Source organism: Phycisphaeraceae bacterium (assembly GCA_019636795.1).
GTDB lineage: Bacteria > Planctomycetota > Phycisphaerae > Phycisphaerales > UBA1924 > JAHBWW01.
This window is the reverse complement of sequence record JAHBWW010000003.1, coordinates 681,248-698,252: the sequence shown is the minus strand read 5'-3', so window position 1 is coordinate 698,252 and position 17,005 is coordinate 681,248. Positions and strand designations below refer to the sequence as shown.

Below are 17,005 nucleotides of genomic sequence, written 5' to 3'. Positions count from 1 at the left end.
CGGCACGACGTATCCGCTCAAGGACGGCAACGGCCGCGTCAAGTGCTTTGCCCAGTTCCCCGAGGTCGCGATCATGCACAAGTTGTCGCTGTCGCTGACGCGGTTCGAACAGGAGTTCGGGCTCACGCCCAGCGCCCGCGCCAGGATCAACGTCCCGATTCGGCCCGCGCCCAGGCACGACGAGATCAGCGTGTTCTTCCAAGGCGTCGACGCCTGGACCGAGGCCACCGCGGCACGCAAACGCGATGTCGATGAAGTGGAATGAGGCCGAGAGCGGCGCGTGATGGCGCTACGACTCGGTCAGCAGTTCGAGGTACGCGTGGTAGGCGTAGACACGGTCGCGCTGCTTGCCGGTTGTCTCGCGGAGCACGCCGAGTTCTTCGAGCAGATCGATGGCCTTGCGCGCCGGCGGCGCGGTGATGCCCAGCAGTTCACTGGCCCGCGGAACAGTCAGGACCGGATTCGAGGGCAGCAGATCGAGAAGCTGCACGACCGTCATGGTTGCTCGTTCGTGGCGAACGACGCGCGCGCGGTCGCGACCCATGAGCGTGTGGAGGGCCTCCGCGATGCGCACGCCGTCGTCGGCCGCGTCCTTGACGCACGCGAGGAAGAACGCGGTCCAGCCCTCCCAGTCGCCCTCGGCACGCACGGCGGCGAGGCGGGCGTAGTACTCGCCCTGGCGGCGCTTGAACGCGACGCTCAGGTACAGCAGCGGCTGGTCAAGCAAGCCCCAGTGCTCAACAAGCAGCGTGATGAGCATGCGGCCGATGCGGCCGTTGCCGTCGAGGAACGGGTGGATCGTCTCGAACTGCACATGCGCGAGCCCGGCCTTGATCAGGGGCGGCAGCGGGTCGTCCGAGTGCATCCACTTCTCGAGGGCGGCCAGCGCGGGCGCGACCTCCTCGTGGGGCGGGGGGACGAAGCGGGCGTTACCGGGGCGCGAGCCGCCAATCCAGTTCTGGCTGTGGCGGATCTCGCCGGGGAGTTTGTCCTCGCCGCGGACACCCCGCATGAGCAGGCGATGCACATCACAGAGGAGGCGCGTGCTCAGCGGCAAGCCGACTGGGTCGGCGATGGTGGCGCGGGCGTGGTTCAAGCCGACGACGTAGTTGCAGACTTCCTCGACATCAGCTGGGCGATCGGTGCTGCTGATGGCCTCGAAAGTCGCGACATCGCGGAGCGTCGCCTGGGTGCCCTCGATCTGCGAGGACAACACAGCCTCCTTGCGCACGAAGCCGTAGAGGAACCAGCCCGGATCGGGCACCATCGCCCCGGCCACGCGGAGAAGATTCATGGCGGCGACGGCCGCGGCGTGGCGTTCGGCGAGATCGCCCTCGATCATCAGTGGCGGGTCCGCTGGCGGCAGCGGGTGCGGCACGAACGCTTTCACGGTCTCGCCGTGGGTGGTGGTCGTTCGGTATGTGCCGGTCTGGCGGAGCATGGCTGGGAAACGCTCCTTTCCGTGGGTTCCATTCTACGAATCGATCGTTTCTCAGTCAAGATCGGTAAGAAACGACCGTTTCTTTGGCTCGCTTGCCCTGCTGCCGACGAAAAACCCCGGCCAGCGGCCGGGTAAGCGGGATCGGGCGATCCCGATGGGTCAGGCGGGGTCCGCCGGCTCTGGCCCCTTGTCGCGCAGGGCGTGGTACTCGGTCATCGCGTCGAGGTGGACATCGATGCTCGCGGGGTAGTTGAGCTTGCCGATGCGTTCGACGATGCCGCGCTCGAGCAGGAAGGCGAGTGCCGTCGCGACCTGCGTGACGGGTTCGTCGATGGCGTCGGCGATGGTTTCGACGGTGTCGCCTTCGCCGAACTCGTCGAAGCGATGCGCGACCGCCTCGAGCGACGCGAGCCTGCATCGGTGCTGGTAGGGCTGGCCACGCCGGGGCGTGACGGCTCGGACGAGCATGCCCTTGTGATCAACGCTGAAGGACTCGGTGCGTTCGCGCTTGGTGGTGCTGCTAGGCATCGCCGCGCTCCTTCGTCGCGGCGGGCGAGGAGACCATGCCGCAGTTCGGGCATGCGAACTTGGCGTCGACCTGATTTTCGCTTTGCGGGCTGTTCATGCTCACGCTCCCTTCTTCGTGCTGGGTCCAGCTTCGAACAGCCTGCGATCGGTCTTCGTGAACCGGGCCGCGTCGCCCTTGCTCGCGATCTCGCGGATGATCGCGGCGTAGAGCGTGGCGTGCGGCGTCTTGCCGCTGGTGACCCAGCCCGCTGCAATGGCGCGCTCGGCGATGGCCTTGGCGCTGAGCGGCTCGCGGGCTTCAGCCAGGACCTTGGCCGCGAGGTCGAGGCCGCTCGGCTTCTTCGGCGGCTTCGGCGCTTTCTCCTTCTTCGCCTTGGGGGCGTCGTCGCCCGGTGCGGCCCTGGCCGGCGTCTTCGGACCCGCCTTCGGCTTCTTGCCGCTCTTCGCGGGAGCGGGCGTCGTCGGGGCCTTGGCGTCGTCGTTTGCGGGGACGCTCACCCGGACCTCCCTGCCGTCGCTTCGCTTGACTGTCCCGGTGTGAAGCGCGGCGCCCGCTTCGTTTGCGGCGACGGTGGCTGCGGACTCACGGGCTTTCGCCTTCGCAGCGTCCTCGGCCGCGACCTTCTTCATGACCGAGGCGACGGCGCTTGGCTTCTTGGCGGGGGGCTTCTTCGCGGACTTGGTGGCGGTCTTCTTGCTCGCGCTCTTCGCGCTCGTCTTCTTCGTCGTCATCGTGATTCTCCTTCGGGTTCGTGGTGTTCAATACCCAGCGACGCGCTGGATCTCTTGGGCGATGTCGTTGATCATCGATCCGGTCGCGTTCGGCTTGCCGCCGCGGGTTTCGCCGCAGATGACCTTGGCCGCGTTCCATGCGATGCTGTGGAGGTCGTCGTCGTTGGCGATCTTCGCGAAGTACTCGTGCTCGACGCCGTTGGCTGCAACCGTCGCGCCAGAGTCGGAGCGGCGGATCTCGACATCGCCGTCGACGCCCTCGATCGTGATCTGCTTGATGAACATGCTTGTGCTCCTTGGCGTTTCGTTCCGCCGCGGGGCTCGTCCCCGCGACGACCACACATTGGCATGATCTTGGGCCGTCATCCAGTCGATTCGCCCTTGAATTCCAGATGTTTTCGAGATTGTGCACGACTTCGGCCACAGGGGCTCTGGGGCCGAACAGCACGCTATCGAGTTCGGTCGACCATTGTGTCGTTCACCCGGCCCTTGCCGCCATCGCGCTCGCCACCGGAGATCAGGGCCCAGTCCATCGCCAAAGCTTCACTCCATCGCCTTCAAACACTCCAGATACCAACCTGAGAGTCCCGATGAGTGACTTTCCGTCGCTTTCCAAATCCACCGCGTGCGGTTGCCTCGAGGGCCGGTTCCCGCCGACCAGAACTCGACGGTGTGCGCCACCAGGCGATAGCCGCCCCACAAGCTTGGCCGCGCTGGCGTCCTGCCACCGAATAACTCCCCCAAGACTTGCCGCGCGTACACGACCGACGGTCGGCCGTCGCCGACCTGTGCCGTCGCATGCGCCCGCCGAGCTCTGGACATCGCATCGAAGTGCGCGTCGTTCTCCTCGACGGTGAGTCGTGTCGCGCAACCCTGAATGCGCATCTGTCGCCGCAACGCGGGCCAGTAAAAGACGGCGGCCGCGTGTGGACTTAAGTCGAGATGCTGCGCCTTGCGTGAGTCATATGTGGTGAAGAAAATGATCGCGATCGGATCCGATTCGATGGCCTTGCAGATGACCACGCGAGCCGCCGGGCATCCCGTGGGGTCCACGGTCGCAAGCGTCATTGCATCGTATTCGCGCTCCTTTCCCACATGTCGGGCTTCGTCGAACCAGGACAACACATCGTCTGCCGGGCTATTGCGCATGGGAGGCCTCAGTCCCGCGGTTCGAGGACGGCGTGTATCGGGGCGACCGTCGGAACACTCGCCAATCAAAGGCATCGATCAGAGACGCAATCATGCGATGGCCGGGCACGGCAACGCCACACCCTTCTGCATGCTCAATCACCTGTCGGTTGAGTTGACCCACTTCGGTCAGTCGCCCCAGGCGGATGTCCTCGACCATGCTCGGGGTGTGCTCTCGCGCGGACTCAAAGACCCGCCAGATGTCTGCTTCCGCATTCGGCCCGAGATCAATCACTTGAGCGGCCGCGACCGCAAGACCCTCGGTCACGAGGGAGACCACGATAGATCGCGCCGGCGAATCGAGCACTTCGCCGACGCTGCTGTCCGTGAGTGCGGCAACCGGATTCATCGCCGCGTTGATAATGCCCTTCTTCCAGGCGAGCGGCTCGATGCTCTCGACCGCGATTGTCTCCATACCGCCCAGCGTCAACATACGCCCGAGCGTCTGCGCCGCCCACAGATGAGTGGCGTCGGGTCCGCCAATCGCGTGAGGCACCGAGGTATGGATGACCTGCGCCGCGCCAGACGGCGTGAGCCGCGCCCCATAGTGCAGCACCATGCGCAACACCCGATCATGCATCAAACGCCTGCTCAGCATAAGGCCGGGTCCGATTCCATTCTGAAAGCTCACGATGAATGGCGCTCCGTATGAACCACCCAGATCGCCGAGGAGCGGACGGATGGACTCACTAACCGCATCGATGGATGTGGTTTTGGTCGCGATGAATATCGCGCTGAAGCTCCCGCACCGCGCGAGCGAGGCGATATCCGAGACGACCAGCGGCCGACTTTGAACATTTCCGAGCCCGCACACCACCGCCCCGTGCCGCTTCAACTGCTCCGCTCGCTCGGGCGAACGCGCGACGATCACGACAGGTACGCTCTGACCGAGTACCGCCGCCAGACAGACACCCATGGCCCCTGCGCCGATGACGCCGATCTTCTCCCGGTCGAAGTCCATGGCCCCCGCGTTCATCGTTGCACCTCCATCAGTTCCGACCGCATCGAATCCTGCGCCTCGCAAGGGGCGCTTGCACAGAACATGCCCGGGCTTTGGCACCGGTCGGGCGACTCGTTTGTCGGTGCAACCGGCGGATCACCCGACAGACACCGACGTATGCGCGTCATCAGCCGAATCACCACGAGACTCAGAATCAATCCGATGGCGGGCAACGGAACCAATAGGCCACGCACGATGTGCTGGTAGGACTGATGTCCGTGCTCGATCCGCAACACACCCTTGACCACACCGCTCGCGGCCAGCACGACGACCAGCGCGAGCAGGATCGCGCTGAACCACCGGGCACGCCGTTGAAGGACAGGCAGTTGGACCGCGTATCGATTGGCGGGCAGGTCACTGGCCAACCCGCCGATCACGATCATCACATTGATCCCGATGATGGAACCCATGGAATGCGCCACAATCGCGTGCGTCCCGTGCAGAACTTCATTGATCGGGGGCACCGCGAGCAGGACGCCGGTGCCCACGGCAAAGACCGTCCACGCCGTCGCAACCCGGAAGAAGACAGTCGCCGCCGTGGTCGCGGCGGCGTGGTGGCCCCTCCGCAGCGAAGACACATGCCTCCATAACGAAAGGAGCCCAAGCATGCTCGCACCGAAGGCGAGCCATTTGAAAGTTAACGGCTGCGACGACAGATAATGATGGTGTCCAAAAGTCGAGAGAAGCGCGAACACCGCCACTCCGCACAGCAGCCTTGGCCGCATCGGTCGCCCACCGCCCGGCGCGCTCGTGATCAGGATCGCGAGCCCATAAAGTGATACATTGATCCCCGCAAACATCGTATCGAGCGCGTGCCACTCGACCATGAGCGCACGGGTCACCTCCCTTGCCATCGTGCCCGCCCCACGCTCGACAATCCCAAGCAAGATAAGCAAGGTGCCCATCAGCAGCAGCCAGCTTCCCTCCGCCGACAGATTGACGAATCGTCTCAGGTCGATCCACACGCACCCCGCCAAAGCAGCCGCCACGAAAGCCGGCACGACCGTCAGCGGCATCCACCATGATGTGTACTCCAGCCCGCTCCCCCATCCGAGCAACACCGAGCCGCCCGCAGCCAGCAGGAACACCCCCATCCCCGTCGAGACCCATCCCAGCGCGCCGGCGGTCCGCATCCCGTGCCGCCGCATGACCACGCTCATGAGCGCGATGATCCCGTAGAACAGGAAGCCCAGCGCCCCCAGTGTGTGCAAGGGTTGAACGATCTGCATGGGAAGCCAGTCCACCGCGAACTGAGGCCTCGCGGACTTGACGCCAAGCAACACGCCGGTGCCCAGCGTCCAATGAAGGCACCCGACAACCCCCAGCGATCCCGCGCCCAACCCACCCGGTCGCAATCGAAGGCGCCGCGAAAGGCGCGGGACGCTCATCGGTCCTCCCTTTGACCGAGGTACCCCGCACCCGGCTCGGCGGGATACCGACCGCTTCGATCAATGGCCTCGAGATATTCAATCAAACGGTCAAGGTCCGCCGGAATCCGATCCGAATACGCCGGCATGCCGGGCCGGCCGGTCTCGATCACGACCCGCACATACTCTGGACCCATTCGCGAGATGATGTTCGTCAGATCAGGTCCGGTATGTCCCCCAAGCCCGTACACCGAATGGCACCAGTGACAGCCCGCACTCCGCCAAGCCTCGATCGCCGCGGGCATGGTCTCTACACCCGCCTGCACCGCCGGCGGATCGCGCCGATCCACGGGCATCAAAGCGACCGCAGCCGCGTAGACGCCGAAGAGCGCGACCGCAACCCCAGTTCGCAATCTCACAGCCAGATCGGGCGCCACAGGCACACTCCATACTCAGTCCTGCGCGACCTTGGGCCGAACCTGAATAGGCGATTCGTTCACCACCTCCGAGGGACAGAGCGGCTCGAACTTCGCGCGGAAGAACCTCAGGTGTTCGGGCTCGTATGTCATTTCCAGTCCGCCCAGATCGTGCCGATGCTCGAACAACTCCAGCACCGATTCGGCAACGACATCCATATGCGCCTGCGTGTACACCCTGCGCGGGATCGTCAGGCGCACCAACTCGAGGGGCGGAAAGATGTTGTGACCCGTCCTCGGATCTCGTCCCGCGGATACCCCGCCGCGCTCCATGGAACGCACACCCGAGTCGATGTACAGCGCGGCCGCAAGACTCTGGGCAGGAAACTGCTCCCGCGGGATATGCGGGAGAAACGCCGAGGCGTCTATGAAAATGCCGTGACCACCAAAGGGCCTTACGATCGGGACTCCTCCAACCGCAAGCCTGGCGCCGAGATAGTGGACCTGTCCGATCCGCGACCGGATATAGTCGTCGTCGACCGACTCGGCGATGCCGATCGCCATCGCTTCCATGTCGCGGCCCGCGAGGCCCCCGTAGGTGTGCAGGCCCTCGTACACCACGACCATGTTCCGCGCTCGCTCGGCCAGTGCGTCGTCGTTCACCGCCAGGAAGCCGCCGATGTTCGCGAGCGAGTCCTTCTTGGCGGACATGGTGCAGCCGTCGGTGTGCGAGCAGATCTCCAGCAGGATCGACTTGATGCTCCGGTTCTCGAATCCCGCCTCGCGGAGCCTGATGAAGTACGCGTTCTCGACGGCGCGCGTCGCATCGAGATAGACCGCGATTCCATGCTCGTGGCAGAACGCGCAGACCTGGCGGATGTTCGCCATTGAGCACGGTTGCCCTCCCGCCATGTTGACATTTGTTTCCAGGGAAAGGTACGAGATGCTCTCGGCGCCGACGCGTGCGATCAACGCGCCCATCTTCTCGATGTCCACATTGCCCTTGAACGGATGGCTGCTGGAAGGGTTGTGCGCCTCGTCGACAATGACATCCACAAATCGCCCGCCCGCGGCCTCCTGATGATGTCGCGTCGTTGTAAAATACATGTTCCCGGGCACATAGTCGCCAGGCTTGATGCACAACTGCGAGAGCAGATGCTCCGCCCCGCGTCCCTGGTGCGTGGGGATGAGGTGCTTGTAGCCGTAGTGCTCGTGGACTGCCGATTCGAGGTTGTAGTAGTTGCGTGATCCGGCGTAGGCCTCGTCGCCGAGCATCAGGCCCGCCCACTGGCGGTCGCTCATAGCGCTCGTACCCGAATCCGTCAGCAGGTCGATGTACACGTCCTCGCTGCGCAGGAGGAAGGTGTTGTACCCGGCCTCGGCGATGGCCCGCTCGCGGTGCTCGGGAGAGGTCATGCGGATCGGCTCCACCATTTTGATCTTGTAGGGCTCGGCCCAACTCCTGCGCTTCATCGCTGTGTCCTTCGTGTGTCGTCGCCGGCCTCGCGGGCCGTGGTTCCATCGGTGTTCCGCCCTCGTCGGGCGGCCATCTCCTCGCCGATGCTCCGCAGCGCGGGCTCATCGAGCACTCGCGCCGCGGCCGGGAAGAGCACGTTGTCCTCGAAGGCGATGTGCTCGGCGTACAGGCGATCGAGCGTTTCGAGGTCGGCCGCCATCGCCTTGGCGTCAGCGGCCGACAGACGCCTTGCGTCCAGCCAGCGGTCCACCCTTGCATCGACCGAGGCGTGCAGGCGTTCGGCTTCGTCGTGCTGCCGCTCCAGCCGATCGGCGGCTTCAAGCAACTCTCCCAGGTCGTCGCGTTCCAACTGGCGCAGACGGGGGAACAGCGAGTGCTCCTCGTCCTCTGTGTGCCGGGGCGCGCCCTCGCGGAAGTAGCGCTGGGCCGTGCGCAGCGCGTTCACGCCCTCCTCGTCCAGATCACGCGATGCGTACCGGTCCAGGACGCGGCCGAAGACCGCAAGGAAGCTCTCGATCCGGCGGTGGCAGTCGCTCATCAACTCAAGCGGGCTGTCGAAGCCAGGCTGACCTTGTTGTCCGAGTGAGACGGGCATCAGGCGCCGCCCATTGCCGACCGGGATGTTTCGAGCTCAAGAGCCCTCGGGAACAGCACATTGTTCTCCTTGTGCACGTGCTGGTGCATGTCGCGCTCGAACGCCGCCAGCCCGTCCACCATCGCCCGGTAGGTGTTGCAGGCCCAGTCGGGCGGGAGGTATCCGTCGGTCAGTTCCTTGAAGCGCGACATCGCGTCGCCGGCCTGGTCGTGCTCGTGCTCCATCATCCGGATGGGGTTGGCCAGCGAGCCGCAGTGGAAGTTCACCGGGCCGTCGGCCTGCTCGAGTTCGCGGATCATCGGGAACAGCACACGCTCCTCCTTAAGCATGTGCGCTTCGAGCTCCTGGCGGCAGGCAACGAAGACCTGCCGGATCTCGCGCAGCCTCGGCTCGGCCTCGCCGTGCACTTTGGCGACCTTCTCGGTGATGAAGTCCAGCCGGGGCAGCTCCTCGCGGAGGTACGCGTGGTGCGTGGCTTCGATGTGGTCGGCCAGATCCGCAAGCCCCATGGTCGCAGGGTCGCCAGTCTTGTCGGCAGGCTGGGCATCCACGGCTGCGAGTTCGGCCGCGATCCGCTCGGGATCGAGCCCTTGGTTGCGGCACGCCTCCTGGAACGGCAGCTTCCCGCCGCAGCAATAGTCGATGGAGAACCGCTCGAACACGCGGGACCGCGCAGGGTTTTCCCGGACGAGTTCGCCAACGGTCTGAGTCAGCTGCGGGCTGGTCATCGTGAAGCTCCTTCCAATACCAAGCAAGTGTGCACGCTTGGACGGATGCTATCCACGCGTCTACACTCTGGCAACCCAGCAAGGAGTTCGGACGCATGAAATTGCTCAGCGACGCCACCGAGTACGGCCTGCGGGCGATTGTGTGGCTCTCGAACCAGCCCCGGGAGCCGCACAAGGTGCAGACGATCGCCGAGGCGACCGACGCGGCATCGGGTTACCTCATCAAGGTCCTCCAGACGCTGGCGAAGGCGGGCATCGTCTCGGCGCACCGGGGCACCACCGGGGGCTATGCCATGGCTCGGGATCCCGAGACACTGACCGTACTCGAGGTGATCTCCGCGATCGACCCGATCGAGCGCATCCGGGCGTGCCCGCTGGGGCTCCCCGCGCACGCGAGCAGCCTGTGCCCCCTGCATCGACGCATCGACGACTCACTGGCATCGATCGAGCGTGACTTCGCGCGTACGACCATCGCGGAGCTTGCAATCGATCGGTCATCATCAGACCGTGTATGCACGGCGCTATCGCTGTCCGCTCCGTGCAAATCCCCCCCGTGCGATCGGATCACGCAACCTAAGCAGAAGTGACAGCAGGAAGGACGCTGCGATGTCCGAGTCCGACACGCCCCCGAACAAGCGTCATGAGGCGCTTATCCCGCTCAGCCGCGATCACTATGTCGGCCTGGTCCATGCCCACCGGCTGATGAAGGCCGCCTCCAAAGATCGCGTCGCGCGGCACAAGGCCCTGGCCGACTTCCTCGAGGCATGGAGGACCGAGATCGAGCCGCACTTCCGCGATGAGGAGCGTCTGCTGCCGCCGTTGATTCCTGCTCAAGCCGATCGTCGCCGACTGATCGATGACCACGCCGCGATCACGCGGGCCGCCGAAGAAGCCATGGTCAAGCGCCGAGCCGTCGATCCCGATCCAGAGTTTGTAGAACGCCTCGGCCTCGATCTTGAGGAGCACATCCGTTGGGAGGAGCGTGTGGTGTTCAACCTCGTCCAGGAGAACGCGAGTCCTGGCCAGCTCGAAGCCCTGACCGAAGCAACCGCGCAGCTCGAACGCTCGCGCAACCGCGGCCGCGATGGCCGCGAGACCGATCTCGACGCATCGACCCAAACCGACCCGAGTGATGATTCCTGAGTGACATCCCCATCCCAATTCCGAGGCATTCGCGCACCCACCGCCGGATGGTCTCGGGCCGGACGATCGAGATGAGTTCGGTGGACGCCCGCCCGAGCCGGCGTCCCGGACGGATCAGCCGTTCCCGCGCTGCTGGCGCGATGCGGGAGCACCGCGATGGATGCGCTCCAGATCATGTGGGGAAACTGCGATTCGACCATCTCGGGTGAGTAAGTCCTTCGGTCGCGTCCGACCCATTTCAGGCAAAGCGCGCCGGGTCGAAGGGCGCGGGATCGAAGGTGGGCGGCCGGTTGGTCATGAGGTCCGCAAGCAGACGCGCGGAGCCGAGGGAGCACTTGAGTCCGGTCATCTGATGTCCGGTGGCAAGCCAGAGATTCTGGACCGGCTTCGACCGACCGATGGCGGGCATTCCATCGGGAAGGCATGGGCGAAGGCCGGCCCAAGGCTCGGGATCTGCAAGTTCGGGGTCGATGGCGAGCATGGCTCGCGCGTTGCGGGCGATCGCTGCCACACGCCGCGGATTGATGCACAAGTCCTGGCCGACGATCTCGAGCGTCCCCGCGAGGCGCAGGGTGGATAGGTGAGGCGTGACCGTGACCTTGCGCTCGACCAGATAGATCGGACGCCGGGGATGCCGCAAACCCCTGGGATAGACCAGCGCATAGCCCTTGGCGGATCGCATCGGCAGGTTGATCCCGAGCACGCGGGCAACAGAACTGGACCAGGCGCCGGCGGCCAGCACAAACTCGGCCGCTCGGAGGGAACCCGCAGCGGTGTGCAGCGCCTCGATGTGGTCGGACTTTCTGTCGGCCTGTATGACCGGCGCGTGCTCGCACACGAGGACGCCGACTTGCTCGGCCCTCTGCCGAAGCGCCGCGACGGCCCTATCCGGCTCGCAGTGAGCATCGTTCGGGTAGAAGATCGCTCCTGGGCACGAGCCAGTGATGAATGGTTCCTCGAAGCGCACGCGCTCCGGCTCCCATGATTCCCACCGCACGCCGAACTTCTCGACGAGCGTTGCGGCCTTGCAGGCGTCGGACAGCCCTTTGACGGACTCGGGCACGAGCAGGAGTCCGTTGCGCGCGAATCCAAAGTCATCATCACCGTCGAACGACAATGCACTCCACGAATCGACGCTCCACAGGCACAGTTCGACCAATGCGCGGGCACCGGGATAAAACCGACTCGCGCGGCCCGCCATGACGAACCCGAACAGCCACTTCAACAACGCGGGGTCGAGCGAAGGGCGGATGTAAAACGGGCTCTCGGGATCGAGCATCCACAGCAGGGCCTTGCACGCCACGCCGGGCTGGGCGAGGGGCAGCGCGAGCGACGGCGTGAGCCACCCCGCGTTGCCGAAGGACGCGCCGCGTCCCGCCTGGCCGGCTTCGAGCACCACGACGCGAGCGCCACGCTCGGCGAGTTCGATCGCGCACGCGAGTCCGACAACCCCGGCCCCGATGACCGCAACATCCGTCGAGTCCGGCGGGGGCGCGGGCCGACGATGAGGTTCGGCCATGGGAAAGGGCGGCGCGGGCTCGACTCCCGCGCCCGAGTCCCGACTGCTGCTTACGGTGCGCTGGGTGGCGATCATGCCTGGACACCGACCTGACGAGTGTGCAGGGGAACCGCTCAAGGACAACCGGTCGAGAACGCGTCGAGATACCGGAGAATGTCAAAGAAGTCCCATGCTCCGAAGGGAGTTGCGAAATCGGCGGCCGGATCCTGCGCCGAGAACGCGGCAAGGAACGCGGCGACATCGAAGAAGTCAAGCGAATCGTCTGGCGGGGCGAAGTTCGAGATGCAGCCTATGTCATGATGCAGTTCGGCCATGAGAATGGGCTGTCCACGACCGGTGCGGACCCAGAGGTCATGGAGCGTCTGGCCCCACGAGTCCGTGACATTGGCATCGCGGAGGTGGTCGATGTAGAAGCGCGGGGTGCTCTGGTAGTACAGCCGTGTGCGCACGCGCGCGGCACCGGCGGGAACGGAGTACCAACTGTCGCTCCAGTGTTGACCGTCCGGATACGCCGTCCCGACCGCGGGCGCGCCACCGGCTTCGTATGTGGTGTTGTTCCATCCACGCGGCGGAATGCGCGTATCCTTGGTGATGGTGTCGGCGATCGCCATGTGCATGGAGTGCCCGGGTTCGAGACCGGTGGCCGCGGCCGCGTCGTCGCTCAGGCCGACCTGCATTTCAAAGATGGTGGTCCCGCTCTTGTCAAGGCGAGCCTCGGTGTCGTCGTAGCCTCCGACCTCCGCGAGGACGGTGTCCTGATCGTCCAGGAACTGCACATTGACCCAGATCCGACGCCCTTCGATATGACCGGATGGGATCTTGTGTCCGGATTCATTGATCACGCGCACGCGAGCCTGGCCACCGATGCGGTCGACTTCCAGCGTCGCCGCACGCTCGAGCATCGAAACGGCGGCCGCACGCGAGCGGATGATCGCCGCCTGATCGACATCCGGGTCTTCCGCCGTAAAGGCGGCGATGATGTCGAGAGATTGTGCGCCGCTGCCGGCAAACTCGTGCCTGCGGAGGTCCTGCCGTTCGGGCCCGAAGAAGCAGGCTTGCCCGACGGCGCGCGGCATGTGGCAGTCCTGGCAACTCGAGACGGTCGACGCGTTCACGCCGCCGAATCGCCCTCCCATGTCCACGCCGCCGTCCGCGAAAGCGCTGAGTTTCCATTCGGTGTAGGTTCGCTCGAGGGGGAACATCTCCCACGGGTCCTGGGTCGGCGACGCCTGATCCAGGGCGTTATAGCGATATGTGCCGTTGGGAAGTTTCGTGATCGCGACATTCCCGACATCGTGACAGGTGCCGCACATCGAACCGGTCATGTGGAACGGGGACTGGATCAGTTCGTGCGCCGGCACGGCGTCGGGACGCGGGCCCCGGCGACGCCCCTGGGGATCGAGCACGAACATCGCGTTCCCGTAGAACTCGGGCACCTCTTCGAGCCCCGCGAGCACGGCGAGGTCCTCGATCGGACTGATGCCGGGCTTGTAGATCGGGTCCACCATCGAGTGGCAGAAGTGGCAACTGACGCCGTCGAGGTCCTGATGCGTAAGCCGCTGCCATCCGCCACCAGCGCCGACCCGGAGATGATGGAGTTGGGAACATGGCATCGCAGGCAGTAGTTGCCAGCGTTGGCCACATCCTGATTCGCCAGTGACATCTGGGCGAAGAACAGCGGGTTCTTCGCCGCCAGCGCCATCTTGCTCCCTCGCCAGGTGTCGTAGGGTTCATGGTCTTGGTCGAATTCGCCGTGGCAACCGGCGCAGTTGTCCGACGTCATGAAATAGGCCTGACTCACATCGCCCACATTCGTACCGGGGACCGCGAAGTCCTCGAGAGTCATGTCGAAGAAGACCGCCGCAGCGAACCCGGCGATCAGCAGGGTGGAGAGGACGCCGACAAGGATTGCGCTCTTGCGGCTGACTGATGCTTCGCGGGTTGTCATGCCGGACTCCTCATTACGAACGATGCCCCGTGATTCTGATACTGGAGTTCTGGATCGATGAGTCCAGTATTGCACTATATCGGCAGAGCGGGTCGATGGCCAATCAAAACCGGATATCCACATCCGCAAAACTGATAAGCCGGGCTTCCTGTTTCGTTATCGGACAATGCCCGTTCGCATGGAAGCCTGTCATGTGCCGTATATATACCGAATGGCGAGGGCCCTTCTCGAGTTCTGCGGCCGCATGGTCGGGACTACTCGCCGGGTGTCAGCCCTCGGATATGCCGAGCCAGAGCGTCGAAGTGCTCGGCTTGCGCAGGCACTCGACTTGCACCAGCTTCCAGCACCGCGAGTGCTTGGACCGACGATCCATCCATCGCGAGCGAGGCTGCAAGATCGACATAGGCGCGGACTATTGTGGAATCGATCCGGAGCGCTTCTCGAAGTTGGCTTTGTGCGTGCTCGGTGTTTCCTTGGACGAGAAGAAATGAGCCGTACGCGGCACGACAAGCGGCGTCGTCCGGATGGCTCGCGACGCGTGCTTGAAAAAGATGTTCAGCCTCGGCGATCCTGCCACGAGAGGCGAGCAATCGGGCGAGCATGTCCCGGGTTTGGATGAAGGAACCGTTGTTCGCGAGGCTCTCCCGCATCGCATCTTCAGCACCTTCCAGATCCCGCCTCATGAGATGGAGGCGGGCGAGGTCGACGCTCAGGGCGTCGGTGGCGGCGCCGACATGGAAAGATCTGCGCAATGCCTCCTCCGCCGCGGTTATGTTGCCCAGGACCAGTTCGAGCCAAGCGATACGAACCTGGACGCGGGAGGTATCAAGTAGTCCGATGCCTCCGTGTCGCCATGAGGAGCCGGTGCGATAGAGGCGCAGAGCGTGCTCGGCGTCAGCGCGCGTGGCGGGAGGAAGGGCCGGCTGTGGCTGCGTGAACATGTCTTCGGCTCGAACGAGCACGCGGTCGTCGATCACTCGCGCCCGCAAGTGCAAGGCCCGAACCGTAGCGGAGTGCGTCAGAAACACGGCGCTGACGAGCAAGAGCAGCATGAAGAGTGTGCCGGCGGGTCTCACCGCGCCTGCTCGGCGAAGTTGAACCCCGGCAAGTCTGACATCGGGACGCCGCACGCATCGCCAGGCGAACCACGCGATGCCGGCCGCGCAGAGGGCGAGTCCGACAGCCATGAGCATGGGAACGAGGTCGTAGAGACCCCGCAACACCATGAAGGAGAAGATGAAAACAGCCAGGACAAGCAGTTCCTCGCCGAGGGTCGTGTCGTAGCGAGGCGCAGGAGCCTGGTGAACTGGTTTGCCGCGGATGATCGACGGAGCGGAGAAGCGGAACGCCAACGCGTCGCGAGGGCAAGCGGCGACGCAATCGAGCGTTTTGACGCAATCGCTCGAAACGACCCGCCCGAAAGCGCGGACCTCCTCATGGACTCTGATTCCAGAACTGCACGCGGCCGTGCATTGTCCGCACCCATCACATGAGTCCAGGTCCACGGTGATGCGTGCGGGCGCAAGGTGTTCGAGAGGCTTGAAGATGCCGCCATAGGGACAGCCGTAGCGGCAGAATCCACGGGCCCCGAGGAAGAAGACGGTCGCGCCGCCGCACACGAGGAGGAACGGGATTGCGATCCAGGCGCTGGGCATCCCGCGCCAGAGGTCGTTACTGGTGAGCGCCACGGAGAAGCCGGGAAACCGCGAGGCGGGTCCAAGCCAAGAGGCGGCATCGGGCCAAGTGCGGATGAGGAGCGGGACGAGGATGTCCCGCCGAAGCGTCGGCCAGATGAACATGTAGGCGGCGAGCACGATCGGCACATACCCGAGCACCCGCACCCGCAGGAGGCGTGGTCGAACACCGCACTTGCGGAGCAACCAGGCGCACGCCTCCTGAAGCGCCCCCATGTGGCAAGCCCATCCGCAAAGCCAGCGGCCGCCCACGAGCGTCACGATGGCGGCGACAGCAAACAGGAGGAACCCGGGATTCAATCGACCCAGTTCCAGCGCCTCCATCGCGTCGGAGAGCACAAACCTTCCCGCGGTCTTGCCGAAGGCAAGCCAGTGCAACAGGTGAATGGCGATGAGCACATGCAGGAAGACGAGTGCCAGGGTGCGCCGGCGTCGTACCCGTCCGATGCGTGCGCGAGTGAACCGCAGCGGGTGAGGCCGCGAAATGACGGGCAGGGAAATCGAACGAGGAACTGGGTTGTCCGTGGCGATCGCGGGATCCGTTCGAGAACGGGAGGTTTGCACCCGCGTAGGTATCGTGAGTCTCCACCGCATGGCACAAACTCCGTCACGGCCTACGCCCGAGAGGCGGCGGAGGAGAAGCCGGGTTGTTGCGCGGGCGCGTCGCCTCGATACGAACGGTCTCGACGGCGAGCAGTCCCAGTTGCGCGGGGGTGAGCGAGTTCTGCACACGATTGAACAAGTCGCGCTCTTCCCACCGGATGTGTGCGTCGAGTGCGTGTCCCATGGTCTTGAGGGGCTCGGGGTCGGGGTCGAGAACCGACCGCTGCGCGCGGATTCGGTCGAAGAGCGCGACGAGCTCGCGATGCTCGAGGACGAGCCTGCTCGCGTCGTCGAGATCGAGCACGGGGATCAGCAGTCTCTCCTCATCCTCGAAGTGCTGCTCGATTTCGCCGTTCCAGTCGTCAAGGATCCCGGCCAGGGCCTTACGCCGGGTCGCCCGATCCTGGGTGGCCGAGCGGATGAGGCGATAGGCGTGGACGAGCCCGGTGAAGTGGTCGCGGCTGAACGGGACGAGGGCCTCGTGGCGTCGGAGCGGAGCGTTCACGAAATCGGGCATCGTGCTGTTCCTTCAATGGGTGAGCGGGAAACCGAAAAGAAGCTTGCGGTCAGAGCCCGGCAAGCAGGCCCCTGGCTCTCCAAGGGGGCCATCCGGAGGCCGCGGAAAC

At 64.8% G+C, this 17,005-nt stretch carries 19 protein-coding genes; 4 read left to right on the top strand and 15 right to left on the bottom strand.

Annotation, left to right across the window (positions count from 1 at the left end; translation table 11 throughout):
• On the top strand, nucleotides 1-265 hold a 265-nt coding region (locus tag KF757_09070), incomplete at its 5' end, for a P27 family phage terminase small subunit (GenBank protein ID MBX3323125.1).
• Between the two features lie 24 nt (nucleotides 266-289).
• Here KF757_09070 and KF757_09065 read toward each other — a convergent pair.
• The 11 genes from KF757_09065 to ric form a co-directional block, all read right to left on the bottom strand.
• Nucleotides 290-1,441 (bottom strand): Fic family protein, encoded by a 1,152-nt coding sequence (locus KF757_09065; GenBank protein MBX3323124.1) that lies wholly within the window; start codon nucleotides 1,439-1,441, stop codon nucleotides 290-292.
• Between the two features lie 159 nt (nucleotides 1,442-1,600).
• Nucleotides 1,601-1,969 (bottom strand): hypothetical protein, encoded by a 369-nt coding sequence (locus tag KF757_09060; GenBank protein MBX3323123.1) that lies wholly within the window; start codon nucleotides 1,967-1,969, stop codon nucleotides 1,601-1,603.
• Nucleotides 1,970-2,068: 99 nt separating this feature from the next.
• Nucleotides 2,069-2,701: a winged helix-turn-helix domain-containing protein gene (locus KF757_09055; protein ID MBX3323122.1), complete on the bottom strand. Its 633-nt coding sequence runs from the start codon at nucleotides 2,699-2,701 to the stop codon at nucleotides 2,069-2,071.
• Nucleotides 2,702-2,728: 27 nt separating this feature from the next.
• Nucleotides 2,729-2,986: a hypothetical protein gene (locus tag KF757_09050; GenBank protein ID MBX3323121.1), complete on the bottom strand. Its 258-nt coding sequence runs from the start codon at nucleotides 2,984-2,986 to the stop codon at nucleotides 2,729-2,731.
• Between the two features lie 258 nt (nucleotides 2,987-3,244).
• A complete protein-coding gene (locus KF757_09045; GenBank protein ID MBX3323120.1) occupies nucleotides 3,245-3,850 on the bottom strand; it encodes a pyridoxamine 5'-phosphate oxidase family protein in 606 nt (201 codons plus the stop codon).
• On the bottom strand, nucleotides 3,840-4,865 hold the full coding sequence (locus KF757_09040) for a ketopantoate reductase family protein (protein MBX3323119.1): 1,026 nt from the start codon (nucleotides 4,863-4,865) through the stop codon (nucleotides 3,840-3,842). Before KF757_09040 ends, KF757_09045 begins: the two co-directional genes overlap by 11 nt.
• Nucleotides 4,862-6,277 carry a cbb3-type cytochrome c oxidase subunit I gene (locus KF757_09035; protein MBX3323118.1) on the bottom strand — a complete coding sequence of 472 codons (1,416 nt, stop codon included), beginning with the start codon at nucleotides 6,275-6,277 and terminating at the stop codon, nucleotides 4,862-4,864. Before KF757_09035 ends, KF757_09040 begins: the two co-directional genes overlap by 4 nt.
• On the bottom strand, nucleotides 6,274-6,693 hold the full coding sequence (locus KF757_09030; protein MBX3323117.1) for a cytochrome c: 420 nt from the start codon (nucleotides 6,691-6,693) through the stop codon (nucleotides 6,274-6,276). The genes KF757_09035 and KF757_09030 overlap by 4 nt, the downstream gene beginning before the upstream one ends.
• A 15-nt stretch (nucleotides 6,694-6,708) precedes the next feature.
• Nucleotides 6,709-8,145 (bottom strand): tyrosine phenol-lyase, encoded by a 1,437-nt coding sequence (locus tag KF757_09025; protein MBX3323116.1) that lies wholly within the window; start codon nucleotides 8,143-8,145, stop codon nucleotides 6,709-6,711.
• A complete protein-coding gene (locus tag KF757_09020; GenBank protein MBX3323115.1) occupies nucleotides 8,142-8,744 on the bottom strand; it encodes a hemerythrin domain-containing protein in 603 nt (200 codons plus the stop codon). The genes KF757_09025 and KF757_09020 overlap by 4 nt, the downstream gene beginning before the upstream one ends.
• On the bottom strand, nucleotides 8,744-9,472 hold the full coding sequence (gene ric / locus KF757_09015; protein ID MBX3323114.1) for an iron-sulfur cluster repair di-iron protein: 729 nt from the start codon (nucleotides 9,470-9,472) through the stop codon (nucleotides 8,744-8,746). The genes KF757_09020 and ric overlap by 1 nt, the downstream gene beginning before the upstream one ends.
• Nucleotides 9,473-9,567: 95 nt before the next feature.
• Here ric and KF757_09010 point away from each other — a divergent pair, with 95 nt between their 5' ends.
• Entirely contained in the window at nucleotides 9,568-10,059 is a 492-nt protein-coding gene (locus KF757_09010; GenBank protein ID MBX3323113.1) for an Rrf2 family transcriptional regulator, read from the top strand.
• A 19-nt stretch (nucleotides 10,060-10,078) separates the two neighbouring features.
• Entirely contained in the window at nucleotides 10,079-10,615 is a 537-nt protein-coding gene (locus KF757_09005; GenBank protein ID MBX3323112.1) for a hemerythrin domain-containing protein, read from the top strand.
• 238 nt (nucleotides 10,616-10,853) lie between these two features.
• On the opposite strand, the gene KF757_09000 is transcribed toward KF757_09005, so the two are convergent.
• Nucleotides 10,854-12,209 (bottom strand): FAD-dependent oxidoreductase, encoded by a 1,356-nt coding sequence (locus tag KF757_09000; protein MBX3323111.1) that lies wholly within the window; start codon nucleotides 12,207-12,209, stop codon nucleotides 10,854-10,856.
• A gap of 38 nt (nucleotides 12,210-12,247) precedes the next feature.
• Nucleotides 12,248-13,747: a hypothetical protein gene (locus KF757_08995; protein MBX3323110.1), complete on the bottom strand. Its 1,500-nt coding sequence runs from the start codon at nucleotides 13,745-13,747 to the stop codon at nucleotides 12,248-12,250.
• Between the two features lie 140 nt (nucleotides 13,748-13,887).
• Here KF757_08995 and KF757_08990 point away from each other — a divergent pair, with 140 nt between their 5' ends.
• Nucleotides 13,888-14,064 carry a hypothetical protein gene (locus tag KF757_08990; protein MBX3323109.1) on the top strand — a complete coding sequence of 59 codons (177 nt, stop codon included), beginning with the start codon at nucleotides 13,888-13,890 and terminating at the stop codon, nucleotides 14,062-14,064.
• A gap of 272 nt (nucleotides 14,065-14,336) precedes the next feature.
• On the opposite strand, the gene KF757_08985 is transcribed toward KF757_08990, so the two are convergent.
• Together KF757_08985 and KF757_08980 are read right to left on the bottom strand one after the other, a co-directional pair.
• Nucleotides 14,337-16,370, bottom strand: a complete 2,034-nt coding sequence (locus KF757_08985) for a tetratricopeptide repeat protein (GenBank protein MBX3323108.1) — start codon at nucleotides 16,368-16,370, stop codon at nucleotides 14,337-14,339.
• 13 nt (nucleotides 16,371-16,383) lie between these two features.
• A complete protein-coding gene (locus KF757_08980) occupies nucleotides 16,384-16,896 on the bottom strand; it encodes a hemerythrin domain-containing protein (GenBank protein ID MBX3323107.1) in 513 nt (170 codons plus the stop codon).
• Nucleotides 16,897-17,005: the final 109 nt, after the last annotated feature.